Annotated in this window: 15 protein-coding genes and 1 pseudogene; 5 read left to right on the plus strand and 11 right to left on the minus strand. The window is 68.9% G+C overall.

Annotated features, from left to right (window positions below; translation table 11 throughout):
- Positions 1-21: 21 nt before the first annotated feature.
- Complete coding sequence (gene panC / locus ACFPJ1_RS03670; protein WP_380101372.1) at positions 22-849, minus strand: pantoate--beta-alanine ligase; 828 nt, start codon at positions 847-849, stop codon at positions 22-24.
- Complete coding sequence (locus ACFPJ1_RS03675) at positions 846-1,703, minus strand: Rossmann-like and DUF2520 domain-containing protein (RefSeq protein ID WP_380101373.1); 858 nt, start codon at positions 1,701-1,703, stop codon at positions 846-848. The genes panC and ACFPJ1_RS03675 overlap by 4 nt, the downstream gene beginning before the upstream one ends.
- Positions 1,704-1,829: 126 nt before the next feature.
- Between ACFPJ1_RS03675 and ACFPJ1_RS03680 the strand changes: the two genes are divergently transcribed.
- Both ACFPJ1_RS03680 and ACFPJ1_RS03685 read left to right on the plus strand, forming a co-directional pair.
- The gene (locus tag ACFPJ1_RS03680) at positions 1,830-2,384 is read left to right on the plus strand and encodes a 2'-5' RNA ligase family protein (RefSeq protein WP_380101374.1); all 555 of its coding nucleotides are present in this window, start codon (positions 1,830-1,832) and stop codon (positions 2,382-2,384) included.
- A pseudogene (locus tag ACFPJ1_RS03685) lies at positions 2,381-3,064 on the plus strand (SAM-dependent methyltransferase); the annotation flags it as partial. The gene ACFPJ1_RS03680 and the pseudogene ACFPJ1_RS03685, both read left to right, overlap by 4 nt.
- 62 nt (positions 3,065-3,126) lie before the next feature.
- On the opposite strand, the gene ACFPJ1_RS03690 reads toward ACFPJ1_RS03685, so the two are convergent.
- The gene (locus tag ACFPJ1_RS03690) at positions 3,127-4,554 is read right to left on the minus strand and encodes a PH domain-containing protein (protein WP_380101375.1); all 1,428 of its coding nucleotides are present in this window, start codon (positions 4,552-4,554) and stop codon (positions 3,127-3,129) included.
- Positions 4,551-5,039, minus strand: a complete 489-nt coding sequence (locus ACFPJ1_RS03695; RefSeq protein ID WP_380101376.1) for a PH domain-containing protein — start codon at positions 5,037-5,039, stop codon at positions 4,551-4,553. The genes ACFPJ1_RS03690 and ACFPJ1_RS03695 overlap by 4 nt, the downstream gene beginning before the upstream one ends.
- Before the next feature lie 26 nt (positions 5,040-5,065).
- On the opposite strand from ACFPJ1_RS03695, the gene ACFPJ1_RS03700 reads away from it, so the two are divergent.
- The 3 genes from ACFPJ1_RS03700 to ACFPJ1_RS03710 all read left to right on the plus strand — a co-directional run bounded on the left by ACFPJ1_RS03700 (position 5,066) and on the right by ACFPJ1_RS03710 (position 8,306).
- On the plus strand, positions 5,066-6,271 hold the full coding sequence (locus tag ACFPJ1_RS03700; protein WP_380101377.1) for an NADH-quinone oxidoreductase subunit D: 1,206 nt from the start codon (positions 5,066-5,068) through the stop codon (positions 6,269-6,271).
- Positions 6,272-6,676: 405 nt separating this feature from the next.
- Entirely contained in the window at positions 6,677-7,003 is a 327-nt protein-coding gene (locus ACFPJ1_RS03705; RefSeq protein ID WP_380101378.1) for a helix-turn-helix domain-containing protein, read from the plus strand.
- Complete coding sequence (locus ACFPJ1_RS03710; protein ID WP_380101379.1) at positions 6,996-8,306, plus strand: type II toxin-antitoxin system HipA family toxin; 1,311 nt, start codon at positions 6,996-6,998, stop codon at positions 8,304-8,306. The genes ACFPJ1_RS03705 and ACFPJ1_RS03710 overlap by 8 nt, the downstream gene beginning before the upstream one ends.
- A gap of 42 nt (positions 8,307-8,348) precedes the next feature.
- Here the strand turns inward: ACFPJ1_RS03710 and ACFPJ1_RS03715 are convergent, their stop codons facing one another.
- The 7 genes from ACFPJ1_RS03715 to ACFPJ1_RS03745 form a co-directional block, all read right to left on the minus strand.
- Entirely contained in the window at positions 8,349-8,705 is a 357-nt protein-coding gene (locus ACFPJ1_RS03715) for a hypothetical protein (RefSeq protein WP_380101380.1), read from the minus strand.
- A 95-nt stretch (positions 8,706-8,800) separates the two neighbouring features.
- Positions 8,801-9,319: a DUF3180 domain-containing protein gene (locus ACFPJ1_RS03720; protein ID WP_380101381.1), complete on the minus strand. Its 519-nt coding sequence runs from the start codon at positions 9,317-9,319 to the stop codon at positions 8,801-8,803.
- Positions 9,320-9,321: 2 nt separating this feature from the next.
- Positions 9,322-9,888: a 2-amino-4-hydroxy-6-hydroxymethyldihydropteridine diphosphokinase gene (folK, locus tag ACFPJ1_RS03725; protein ID WP_380101382.1), complete on the minus strand. Its 567-nt coding sequence runs from the start codon at positions 9,886-9,888 to the stop codon at positions 9,322-9,324.
- Positions 9,885-10,271 carry a dihydroneopterin aldolase gene (gene folB / locus ACFPJ1_RS03730; RefSeq protein WP_380101513.1) on the minus strand — a complete coding sequence of 129 codons (387 nt, stop codon included), beginning with the start codon at positions 10,269-10,271 and terminating at the stop codon, positions 9,885-9,887. The genes folK and folB overlap by 4 nt, the downstream gene beginning before the upstream one ends.
- Positions 10,272-10,282: 11 nt before the next feature.
- Complete coding sequence (locus ACFPJ1_RS03735) at positions 10,283-10,747, minus strand: nuclear transport factor 2 family protein (RefSeq protein WP_132284383.1); 465 nt, start codon at positions 10,745-10,747, stop codon at positions 10,283-10,285.
- On the minus strand, positions 10,744-11,541 hold the full coding sequence (gene folP / locus ACFPJ1_RS03740) for a dihydropteroate synthase (protein ID WP_380101515.1): 798 nt from the start codon (positions 11,539-11,541) through the stop codon (positions 10,744-10,746). The genes ACFPJ1_RS03735 and folP overlap by 4 nt, the downstream gene beginning before the upstream one ends.
- 140 nt (positions 11,542-11,681) lie before the next feature.
- Complete coding sequence (locus tag ACFPJ1_RS03745; protein WP_380101383.1) at positions 11,682-12,824, minus strand: S1 family peptidase; 1,143 nt, start codon at positions 12,822-12,824, stop codon at positions 11,682-11,684.

Genomic DNA, 12,824 nt, shown 5'->3' on the forward strand with positions numbered 1-12,824 from the left:
CGGCGACCGTATCAACCGGTTTCATCGGAGGGTGATGGAAATGTTGTCAATGAGACGAGTGGTCCCTACGCGGGCGGCGATGAGCATGCGGGCTTCGCCTGGGCCGATCACCGGACCCAGGTCCGGTGCTCTGAGTGCCAGGTAGTCGATCTCCACCGATGGAACGGCCTCCAGCTCGGCGTGGGCGGCGGCCAGGACGGCGTCAGGCCCGTTCATGCCCGCCTTCGCGCCCGCGGTGAGCGCCCGGTAGAGCACCAGAGCCTCGTCACGCTCGGTCTCGTTGAGATAGCGGTTGCGTGACGAGAGCGCGAGTCCGTCCGCCTCGCGCACGGTCTGCACCGGCACGATGTCGACGTCCATGTCCAGGTCGCACACCATCTCGCGGATCAGCGTCAGCTGCTGGTAGTCCTTCTCCCCGAACAGCGCCAGGTCCGGCGAGGTCAGGTGCAGCATCTTCGACACCACGGTCAGGACGCCGGCGAAGTGACCCGGCCGGACCATCCCCTCGAGCTCGTCCGCCAGCGGCCCGGGATGGACCGTGATGGACGGTTCGTTCGGGTAGAGCTCGTCGCGGGACGGGTTGAAGACCAGGTCGACGCCCTCGCTCTTGGCGATCGCAAGGTCACTGGCCAGCGTCCGCGGATACCGGTCGAAGTCCTCGGTCGGCCCGAACTGCAACGGGTTCACGAAGATGGTCAGCACCACGCTGCCGTCCGGCCCGACGCGTTCGCGAGCCTCGGCGAGCAACGCCGCATGGCCTTCGTGCAGGGCGCCCATCGTCATCACGACCGCCCGAGGCCGGATCGCCGCGGCCGCCCGCAACTCCGCCTTGGTCTGGGTGAGTCTCACGCCGGTGCCTCCCCTGTTCGATCCCGCTCCAGCACCCCTGCCGCCAACACCTGCCGGAACCGCTCTGCCGTCGTGTGGTCCAGTCGTCCGTCCGCTGCCGCCAGGTCCACCGTCGCCCCGGCCAGCTCGGCGTACGTGCTCGCGGTGCGGCCCCGCAGTACCGCCAGGTGGCCAGCCACCGTGTCCACGTCGCCGCGCGCGATCGGCCCGGTGAGCGCATCATGACCGGACCGCAGCGTGTTGTCGAGAGTTGCGATCAGCAAGGGCCGCAGTGTTGCCGCCGGGTCGGCGATCCCGGCCTCGCGGAGGACCTCGAACGCCTGTACGAGCAGGGTGGTGAGGTGGTTCGCGCCGTGTACGACGCCCGCGTGGTACAGCGCCCGGTCCTCCTCCGCGACCCACTGCACACCGGCCCCGAGGCTCTTCACCAGCCGCTCGACGACCTCCCGTGCCTCTTCCGGGGCGGTCGCCGTGAACACGACGTCCGTGAGGTCTGCCGGGCCGCCCGTGAAAGTCATCGGCGGGTGCAGCGCCACCGGGATCGCCTGGACCCCGGCCAGCACGGACAACCCGTGCGCGCCGGACAGGTGTACGACGTACTGGTTCGGCGTCAGCGGAAGACCGGCCGCGACCTGGGTGATCGCGTCGTCCGGTACGGCGACCAGGACCACGTCGGCGCGGGTGGTCACCTCGTCGGGCGAGAGGACGGGTACGTGCGGAAGAAGCCGCGCGGCGCGGTCGAGTGACGCCCGCGAGCGCGCGGTGAGACCGGTGACGGGATGTCCGGCGGACGCCAGGGCTGCTCCCAAGGCGCTGCCGGCCCGGCCGGAGCCGATGATGCCGATGCGTTCCATGTCCACTCTCTACGTTCCAGTCCCCAGGCGGATCGGGGTACCAGACGATTGATGCGGTTCAGAACAGGGTAGTGCTGGCGGCGGGGATGAGGTCGAGTTGTTCGTCACAGGTGGGACGATGTGCCGGTGAACGGACAAGACCCCTGGGCGAAGCGGTCGGGGCTGACCGCGATCCTGATCGCCGTGCCTGAGCTCGCCGAGTACACCGATCGCTGGCGGACGGCGACGTTCCCGTCGGCCCGGCCCGACCTGGCGCTGTCCGAGCTGATCCCGCCGCACGTGACCGTGCTGGTGCCCTGGCTCAAGAACCCGACGCCTGAACACGTCCAGCGGCTGACCGACGCGGTCTCGGAGGTGCGGTCGTTCGAGCTCAGCTTCCCCACTGCCGAGCAGTTCCCGAATGGCCCCGTCTGGCTCCGGCCCGAGCCCTTCGACCAAGTGCGCGCTCTGGTGCGGACGGTGATCAGCGCGTTCCCCGAGTGCCCGCCCTACGGTGGCGACCACCCCGACCCGCATCCGCACCTGACGATCTCCGCGCAGGACAACGACCCGGTGCTGCCCGAGGTCCAGGCTGCTCTCGCCGCCGCTCCGGCCCCGACCGTGACGCTCGACGACCTGACCATCTGGCGCGAGGGCGACGACCAGGTGTGGCAGCTGACCGGGTCGGTCCCGCTGGGATGACGACCTTCCGGCAGGCCTGGGACCAGGCGCTCTACGGTCCCGAGGGCTTCTACCGTCGAGAACGCCCCGCGGCCCACTTCCGTACTTCGGTGCATGCGTCCGGGTTGTTCGGCCAGGCGATCGCGCGGCTGGCCCGTGGCGTCGGGGCCTCCCAGGTGGTCGACATCGCCGCCGGCTCGGGGGAACTCGGCGAGGTGCTGCGCGCCGAAGGTCTGCAGGTGCTGGACATCGAGCTCGACGACGAGTTGCCCGACCGGTTGACCGGCCTGGTGATCGCGAACGAGTGGCTCGACAACGTCCCGTGCGAGCTGGCCGAGCTGGACCCGGCCGGCGTCCCGCGCTACCTGGGACCGGACCTCACTCCGGGTGAGGTTGTGGAGGGCAACGACCTGGTGTGGCTGGAGAAGTGGTGGCCGCTGCTGGAGCCCGGCGACCGGGCCGAGATCGGGATCACCCGCGACGAGGCCTGGGTGGACGTGCTCGGCAGGCTCGAGGAAGGTGCTGTCGCCGTCGCGATCGACTACGGACACCTGCGCGCCGGCAGGCCGCCGTACGGGACCATGACGGGATTCCGGAACGGGCGCGAGTGCGACCCGGTGCCGGATGGCTCGTGTGACATCACGGCGCACGTCGCGCTGGACTCGCTGGGCGGCACGGTGACCACCCAGCGAGGGGCTCTGCAGGCCCTGGGCATCACCGCAGCCCGGCCCAGCCAGGAGTTGGCCCGTGAGGAGCCCCTGCGCTACCTGGCTGAGCTGTCGTCCGCAGGAGAGGCCGCAGAGCTGCTGGACCCGTCGGGGCTCGGCGCCTTCGGCTGGGTGTGGACGGCGGCCGGGGAGTCCGCAGTACGGCGGGCCTCGCGGGCTCTGTCCGCCTGAGCCTCCAGGAGGGCCGCAGCTTCCGCCAGGTCGCGATGGAGGGCCACAGCGTCGGTCGGGCCTTGCGGAGTGTCTACATGGACGTTGGCGAGCCCTAGACGGCGCTGCAGCGGTCCCTGCTGGAGACGGACCGACTGCGTCTTGTGGTGAAGCACGATGGACGTACGCCGGCTCACCCACCCGCGGGTGGTCACCAGGACCTGGTCGTCCACTCCGTAGGCCAGGTAGCGCCAGCCGATCGGACGCAGCCACTTCGCCCGCTCCGGGGCGCGGTGCATCTCGATCGCGGCCAGGTCGAAGCCGGGCAGCACCCTGGCGAGGACGCCGGCCACCTCCTGACGCTCGCCGACCGGGAGAAGCTGAGCTCCGTCGTTCCTGTCCTCGCCGTCGCCACCGTTGCCACCGACGACGCCCGCGATGTCCAGATCCACCCGGGACCAGCCCAGCAGCCGCCAGATCAGCGGTTCGGTGATCAACAGACCCTGGACGCGGCCCGGCGGTACCGTCTGGCGCTGCAGGTCGAACAGGCCGCGCTTCGTCCGCAGCCCGTCGTGCGTCTCGGACAGGGTGAACCTGTGGTTGCCGACGACCTGCTTCCAGATCGGCTGCACGACACCGAGCAGCAGCGGGAGAGCGGCGAACAGACCGATGTGGAACTCCAGCACCGTGGTCGCGGCGATCAACCAGATCAGGGCGGCCGTACTCGCGAGCACTGTCGACGACAGCAGCGTCGCACCGAGCAGCCGGCCGGTGGGAACCACCAGGAGCGGCTCCGGCTCCACCTGCGGAACCTGCTGCTCGGCGGCCTGCTCACCCTTGGCCCGGTACAGCAGGATCGCCCGCAGGTTCAACGCCTCGTCGTACCTGAAGTAGCTCAGCCGGCCGTCGCTCTTGCCGCCGCCGGCCACGTCCATCCGCAGCTCGGCCATGCCGAACAGCCGGGCCACGAACGGCTGGGCCACGTCGATCGCCTGGATCCGGTCGAACCGGATGATCCGGGTCCGGCGGAACAGGAACCCGCTGTCCACCCGGATCGCGTCCGCGGTCAGCTGCCACTTGGTGAACCACCAGGACAGCGCGCCGAGCAGGATCCCGCCCACCAGTACCGCGAGTAGCCCGAGGCCGGCGATCGTCAGGTCGCTGCGCAGGCCCTCGTTGTTGGCCATCGCGAACGCGGCCACGACGAAGTACCCCCAGCCCTTCACGAACGGGGTCAGCGGGTGCAGCCGGGCCCCGCCGGCCTCGGCCTGCCGGATCTCCGGCGCTTCGGAGGGCGCTGACGGCTCGGTCACAGGCCCCACGCCTGCGCCTGACCGAGGGCGGACAACCGGTCACGCAGGCGAGCCGCCTCGTCCGGATGCAGCCCGGGGATCTTCGCGTCCGTCGCTGGAGTCGCGGTGTGCAGCTCCACCGTCGCCAGGTCGAACGCGCGCTCCAACGGCCCGGCGGCCACGTCGACGAACTGCATCCGCCCGTACGGCACGACCACCAGCTGGCGGAACATGATGCCGTGGCTGACCAGCAGCTCGTCCTCGCGCTCGGCGTACTTCCAGGACCGCTGGTTGCGCCCGATCAGGACCCAGGACCAGGCGAGCCCGATCGCGGCGACCACCAGGGCCAGTACGCCGTACAGCCAGTCCATCAGCAGGCCGAACAGCAGCAGGCCCGCGATCGCCAGCAGGCCGAACATGATCGCCGCGTTCAGCCTGCGCACCGTCGCGAGCTTCGGCGAGACCGGCGTCCAGCTGACATCCGAAGGTGCGAAGAGGTCATCCACCCCTCCAGCCTGTCACGATAGGGGTCATGAGTACCGAAAGAGTGGTGGGAATCGGGGCTGGAGCCGCTGGGCTGGATCCGCTGTACGAACGCGGCGGCACGGGTTCCGGTTCCGAGCTGCCCACCACTGACATGGTGCTCAACATCGGCCCACAGCACCCCGCGACGCACGGCGTACTGCGGTTGCGGCTGACCCTGGACGGCGAGCGGATCGTCGGCTGCGAGCCGATCATCGGCTACATGCACCGCGGCGCGGAGAAGCTCTTCGAGGTCCGCGACTACCGCCAGATCCTGGTGCTGGCGAACCGGCACGACTGGCTGTCCGCCTTCTCCAACGAGCTCGGCGTGGTGATCGCCGTCGAGCGGATGATGGGCCTCGAGGTCCCGGTCCGGGCGGTCTGGCTGCGCACCCTGCTGGCCGAGCTGAACCGGATCCTGAACCACCTGATGTTCCTCGGCTCCTACCCGCTGGAGCTCGGCGCGATCACGCCGGTCTTCTACGCGTTCCGCGAGCGCGAGACGATCCAGGCGGTGATGGAGGAGCTGTCCGGCGGCCGGATGCACTACATGTTCAACCGGGTCGGCGGCCTCAAGGAGGACCTTCCGCTCGGCTGGCTGCAGCGCGCTGGGGCCGCCTCGGCCGCCGTACGCCGCCGGCTCCCCGACATCGAGGACCTTGTCCTGGGCAACGAGATCTTCCGGGCCCGGACCGTCGGCGTCGGTCGCCTCTCCCCCGAGCTGATCGCCGCCTACGGCGTCTCCGGCCCGATCGCCCGCGCCTCCGGCGTCGACGCCGACCTGCGCCGCGACGAGCCCTACCTCGCCTACGAGGAGCTCGCCCACGACGGCGTACTGCGAGTGGTGACCCGCACCGACGGCGACTGCTTCTCCCGGTTCTCGGTGCTGCTGGAGCAGGTCAAGGTGTCCCTCGACCTGGTGGACGCCTGCCTGGACCGGCTCCGCACGATGCCAGCCGGCCCGGTCAACGTCCGGCTGCCCAAGATCCTCAAGGTCCCCGAGGGCCAGACCTACGCCTGGACCGAGAACCCACTGGGCATCAACGGCTACTACCTGGTCTCCCGAGGCGACAAGACCCCCTGGCGGATGAAACTCCGCTCCGCCAGCTTCAACAACATCTCCGTCCTCCCCGAGATGCTCCCGAACACCATCGTCGCCGACATGATCGCCATCCTCGGCTCAATGTTCTTCGTAGTCGGCGACATCGATAAATAGCCGGTGGCTACAAGGCCGCCGCGTGGTGGTCAGGCGGCCCGGGCTCGCCTCGCGCGGACGACCATTCCGAGCAGCTATTCCGGCGCGGCTGTACCGAACGACAGGGAGAGGTCGCTCGCAACGTCCACCTCCACGCTCACCGAGGCGATTGAGGCGCAGAGAAACGTAGTACTTCTGTCGGTCCGTACGCCGCTCGCTCGTCCGGCTGGCCGACACTCCACAACGGGCTGCCTTGTGCCCAGGTTTCGGCGTCGAGGTCGGCGACTGCTTCATCCACAGCAGGATCACTGAACCTCGACACATCCTCACAAGGGCGAGCTAGGCTGAATCCAGAAATACTGTACTATTTTTAGATCACTATCAGCCCTAATGGGCCTAAAATAGATCCTTATCTTTGGAGATAGCATGCCTCGGCAGACCAAACCACTGCCACGCCCGGTGGCGCGCGCACTGAGGACGGCTGGTGAACACTTCAGCACTTGGCGCCGTCTCCAGCGCCTCACTGCCGAGCAGGTGGCAGACCGCGCCGGAGTCTCCCGAGGGACCGTTCGGCGGCTCGAGGCGGGCGAAGGCGTGAGCCTCGAGAGCACACTTCGCGTCGCGAGGGCACTGGGTGTTCTCGAGCAGTTGGTAACGTCGCTGGATCCATACACGACCGACGTCGGTCGTCTGCGCGCAGACGAGGAGCTTCCTCAGCGAGTGCGCCCGGCCCGGCAGCGTTCCGATGGCTAAGTCCCCGAGAGGCGATCAGGCCGACCGCACCATTGCTGCCACGGGTGACCCGTTGCCCAGCAAGGTTGATGTGCATGTCCAGGTCGACGGACAAGATGTCAGAGCCGGTCAACTGAACTCGCACTACGGACGGGGCACGGAGTGGGCGACGTTCCTCTACGACCCGTCTTACCTTGCCGACCCGCGGGCGTATCCGCTCGAACCGGCGCTGCCACTCACCATCGGCGCACAGCACACCGCGGTCGGCGTCTCCATGTTCCACTCCTTCGCGGACAGCTCTCCCGATCGTTGGGGCAAGGTTCTGATCACCAAGGCTGAGCGGCGCCGCGCGAGGGACGCGGCCTCGACACCCCGCACTCTGAGTGAATTCAGCTACCTCCTCGGCGTCCGCGACGACCTGAGGCAGGGCGCCATCCGGTTCGCTCTGCCCGGGACCACCGGGTTCATTGCCGACGACGCGAGCGGCGTACCGGCCCTCACGGACCTTCCCGCACTGCTCGACCTTGCCGAGAGGACCGAAGACGACGATGCCGACCTTGCCGGCCTGACAAAGCTGCTCCGAGCCGGCAGCTCGCTCGGCGGCGCCCGGCCGAAGGCGCACGTTCGCACCGACAGCGGCGCGATCGCGATCGCGAAGTTCCCCAGCCGCTCCGACGAGTGGAACGTCATGACGTGGGAGAAGGTCGCCTTCGACCTCGCCCGGGCAGCCGGCATCGTCGTACCGGACTCGACACTGCTGAAGATCGCGGGACGAGACGTCCATGTGATCAACCGCTTCGATCGAAAGGCGTCCCGCCGGATCGGCTACGTCAGCGCGATGACGATGCTCGAAGCGCGCGACGGCGACACCGGCAGCTATCTCGACATCGGCGCGGTCATCGAGGAGCATTCAGCCGCCGCGAGTGCGGAGCTCCGCCAACTCTGGAAGCGGATGGTCTTCTCCGTCCTCAGCTCCAACCTCGACGATCATCTGCGCAACCACGGGTTCCTCCGGCTGCTCACCAGTTCGTGGGCGCTGTCGCCTGCCTTCGATCTGAACCCTGATCCTTCGCCCGGCGCCAAGTACCTCTCGACCACGATCAACGAGACGGACACCGACGCCAGCGTCGAGCTGGCCCTGGATGTTGCCGAGATGTTCCGCCTCGACCGGTCGGAGGCGAAGGCGGCGATGGCCGAGGTCGCGAAGGCGGTCTCACGTTGGCGAGACGTGGCAACTCAGCTTGGTCAGACGAAGAGGCAGCTCGACCAGCTGGCGCCGGCTTTCGAGCACGAGCAAGCCGTCATCGCCCGCCGACTCAGCTGATCCGGATCCAGCCCAGCAGAGCCGCGTGGAGCTCGGAGTACGTCAACTGGCAGCTAGACCGCGGAGCTTCAGGTCGACCACGGTGGGGGCGTCGGCGATCGAGTGTTTGTCGCCGGCGGCAACTACGGTGGCGACCTCCTCGTCGATCTTGTCGAGGCGCTCGTCGATCCGGTCCAGGCGGCGCTGCATCAGGTCGACGAACTCGGCGTTCTCGACCACGCGGGCGCTGGTGATGCGGGAGTACTCCTGGGCCACCTGGGCGCGCTCGTCGCTGTGGGCGAGGCGTTCGACCAGGAGCTGGTGGCGGACCAGGAAGGAGGCGCCGATCGCGCCCAGGACGGCGGCGGCCGCGGCGGCGCGCAGGATCCACTGATTCTGGGAGAAGAGAGCGATGCTCACAGTCAGGCAGATGACGACCAGTAAGCCGTTCGCGACGGCGAGAACTGTGGCCCTGGTTCGACGGCGGCTACCCCTTGACCCCATGGACCGACATGTTAGGGGGTGTCCTCGGGATCATCGGGGATACGACACGCCCGTTCGAGGAGCAATCCGGCCATCACGACCAGCACTGAGATCACCGCCGCAGCACCGGCTGTGATCACGCGGTTGCGCGGCCCGGAGGAACCGAGCGCGCCCAGGAAGGATAACGCGAACCCTGCGTAAACACCGGTACACAACGCGCCGACGAATGCCGAGGCTTTTCCGATCAGCAGCAGGAAGACCGCGCGCGACGGCTCGATCCGCTCCCGGCGGACCTGGATCCGCTGGTGGGTATTGCGGGCGGCGGCGAACAGCAGCGCGGCCAGGAAGCCCCAGGCGACCAGCGTGAGCCAGGACACCGTCGGCGCGACGCCGCCGCCGGACTCGATCGCCTTGACCAGGGTCCAGCCGATCGCCGCCCCGAGGACGACGATCGCGACCAGCAGCCGACGGGAGGTCGGCCGGACCGAGCCAGGACGCGGTGGTTCTTTGCCTGCGCCTGGAGCACGATCCGGGCCGGGACCGCCTGACACCACTACTGCAGCTCGATGGTGAGGTCGTCGATCTTCTTCACCCCGGCGCTGCCGACAGCGGCGAGCAGTTCCGCCACCGGGCCGACGCCGGGCAGGACCGCGTCGGGCTCGATGTCGAGCCACGGCGCCAGCACGAAGGCGCGCTCGTGCGCCCGCGGGTGCGGCACCGTCAGCTCCTCGGACTCGATCGTCTTCTTGCCGTAGGTGATCAGGTCGACGTCCAGGGTTCGCGGCGCTCCCGGCACGCTGCGCTCCCGGCCGAACGCCTGCTCGACCGCGTGTGCGCGGTCCAGCAGCGTGTCGACCGACAACGTGGTGTCGGCGAGCAACACGATGTTCAGGTACGGGCCGGACTCGTCCGGGCCGCCGACCGGCTCGGTCTCATAGACCGGCGAGACGTCGACGACGACGACGTCGGGGGTGTCCCGCAGTGCGTCGACGCCGCCCTGCAGGTTCGCCTCACGGTCGCCGAGATTGCTGCCGAGCGACAGGATCACCTGACGGATCGGCTTGAGGCCACCGCTGAGGGTGTCCGCATCGATGACGTGGGGGCTAGGGGTCTCGGTCACGAGGATTCTCCGGCTCTGCGCTGCACGGTCAGGACAACGTCGTCGAACGGCACCTTGATCGGCGCCGAGGGTTTGTGGATGGTCACCGCGGTTCCGCTCACCCGCCGGTCGGCGAGGCACAGATCCGCGATCCGTTGTGCCAGTGTCTCAATCAGGTCGACTGGGTCGTTCTCGATGGCGGCGTGCACCTGCTCCGCGACCACGCCGTAGTTCACGGTGTCGGCCAGGTCGTCGGTCGCCGCGGCCTTGCGGGTGTCGAGCTCGAGCCGGACGTCCACCACGAACTCCTGGCCCTCGGCCCGTTCGTGGTCGAAGACGCCGTGCCGGCCGAAGCCGCGGATGCCGCGGATCTCGATGACGTCAGGAGGTCCGGCGGCAGGCATCACGGAACCGCTCACTCCGCCTCCTCCTGTCGACCCCCAGACGACAGTACCGGGGAGGCGTGGTGGATCCACAACCGCCAGCCGGAAGAAGTTTTCCTGAAGACGTTCGTGGCCAGTGCCTTGCCCCCCGCGAAACCCTCTTCCGGGGCCCCTTCGCCGGAGGACAGGACATTCTCCGTACACGTGACGTAAGCCACGTCTTCATCCACTCTTACCTGTACGTCGGTGAGGAAGAACTGGATGTACGGCGTATTGGCGAAGATCATCGCCCAGGCCCGCATCATCTCGCTGTAGCCGTAGATCGCGGCGTTGCCCGGGTGGATGCAGACCGGATCGGGTTCCGGCAGCCAGACCGCGGCCATCAGGTCCAGGTCACCCGCCTCGAACGCGTTGTAGAACGCCGTGTTCGCGTTCAGCACAACGCTCTCGGCGGAGGCACTCGTCCCTCGCCGCGTGCCGCCCGGCTCTTCCGTCATACCGCTCCCCACCTACGCGCCACCCGCACCGCATCCGCACTCGGCGCCACCGCATGGGCCCGGACGCACCAGGCGCCCGCCGCGGCGGCGAGGGCGGAGACGGCCGCGCTGGCGTCGTCTCGTCGGACGGCCGGTCTCGGCTCGCCGGTCTTCTCGTCGGCGAGCAGCCTACCGAGGAACGCCTTGCGGGACGCACCGATCAGCAACGGCCGCCCGAGGACACCGAACTCCCGGAGCCGGCGCAGGACTTCCCAGTTGTGGTCCGCGTTCTTCGCGAACCCCAGTCCGGGGTCCAGTGCAACCTTGTTCAAGTCCACTCCAGCCTGCTGGATCGCCTCCAGCCGCTCGCCGAGCTCCGCGATCACCTCTGCCACCACATCGTCGTACTGCGCCCGCTGCTGCATGTCGGCGGAGTGCCCACGCCAATGCATGCACACGTACGGCGAACCGCGTTGTGCCACCAAGCCGAGCATGTCCGGATCGGCCAGGCCGCCGGAGACGTCGTTCACCATCACGGCGCCTGCGTCGAGCGCGAGGGTGGCGACCTCGGCCCGCATGGTGTCCACCGAGATCAGTGCTCCCTCGGCGGCGAGGGTTTCGATCACCGGCAGTACCCGGCGGATCTCCTCGGCCGACGCGGGCCGTTCGGCGCCCGGCCGGGTGGACTCGCCGCCGACGTCGAGCAGGTCCGCACCCTCGGCCAGCAACTCGCGGCCGTGCTTGATCGCGGCCGACGGCTCGAACCACTCACCACCGTCGGAGAAGGAGTCCGGGGTCACGTTGACGACACCCATCACCAGACAGCGGTCCGGTGTGGGCAGGCCTTCGACATGACTCGGTGGGGCAGTTCGCACCCGACCACCGTAGTGGCCGTGCCCGAACCGCCCCACCTAGGTACCAGGCCCCCATCAACTCCCGGCTCCGCCGGGGGTCGCTAACCCAGTACCAATGAGGCGCCGCTAGCGGACAGCGCCTCACCGATCGGTTGTGAGTAGGACTCGTTCGCCTGCCCGTGCTTGTCCATGCACTGGCCGCTGATCAGCGCGGCCCCGCTGGTGATGCCCTGCGCGTAGTCGCCGGTCATGTTGGCACCGCCGGAGTCGCCGGCCTCCACGCAAGCGGTGTGCTGGAACAGGCCCTTGACGATCCTGTTGTTGCCGTAGTTCACCGTGACGTTGCGGGCCACGATCTGCCCGCAGGTCCAGCCGGTGCTCTTGCCGGACTTGCAGAGGGTGGCGCCGACCATCGCGTCCGCCGAGCCGCGGATCATCACGTCGGTGGCGCCCCAGCGCTCGACCAGGCCGCGCTGGTCCCAGCCCTCGATCACGTTCACCGAGCCGTAGTCGTTGCCCGGGAAGCTCGAGGACCTGGTGGTGCCGAGGATGTAGCCGTTGCGGGAGAAGGACGGCTTGCCCGCGGTGCAGTGCCCCGCGGTCAGGAAGATCCGGGCGCCGTCCGTCGTCCGGGCGTTGAACCCGAGCGAGCAGGTGTAGCCGGTGTTCTTGTCCACCTGATAGCCGCCCAGCAGGCCGAACTCGCCGTCGGTGGTGGTCACCACGCCCGGGGCCCGGCGGATCGTCACCTTGTCGCCGTTGGCCTGCGCCTTGCGCAGGAACCGCTTGGTCAGCGCGTCGCGAGCGCCCGACGGGACCGTGACGACGACCGTCCCGCTGCGGGGATCGACGAACCAGGACCTGACCCGGCCCGCGCCGGAGCCGATCGCCACGTGGTCGAGCTCGCGCTGGATGGCGAGCAGTTGGTCCGCGGTGAAGCGCACCAGCCGCGGGATCGCGCCGGCCTGCCGGATGAGCTCCGCGGTGGCCAGATCGGTCACGGCGATCACCAGGGCACCCGTCTCGTCGACATAACTGCCGACGGCCCGGGACCCGAGCTTGTCCTCCAGGTCCTGCGCCTGGCTCTGGACCTGCAGCAACTGCTGGTCCGCCACGGGCAACTCGGCGTCACCCACCGCAGCGGTCCGGGGATCCGCTTGCGCGCCGTTCGCCGCGATCAGCCCGGCAGCCGTCAGTACGACGATCCAGGTGAGAGCGGCGCCGACCCGAAAACGCCCTGACAT

The organism is Kribbella qitaiheensis (genome assembly GCF_042657745.1).
Classification (GTDB): Bacteria; Actinomycetota; Actinomycetes; order Propionibacteriales; family Kribbellaceae; genus Kribbella; species Kribbella qitaiheensis.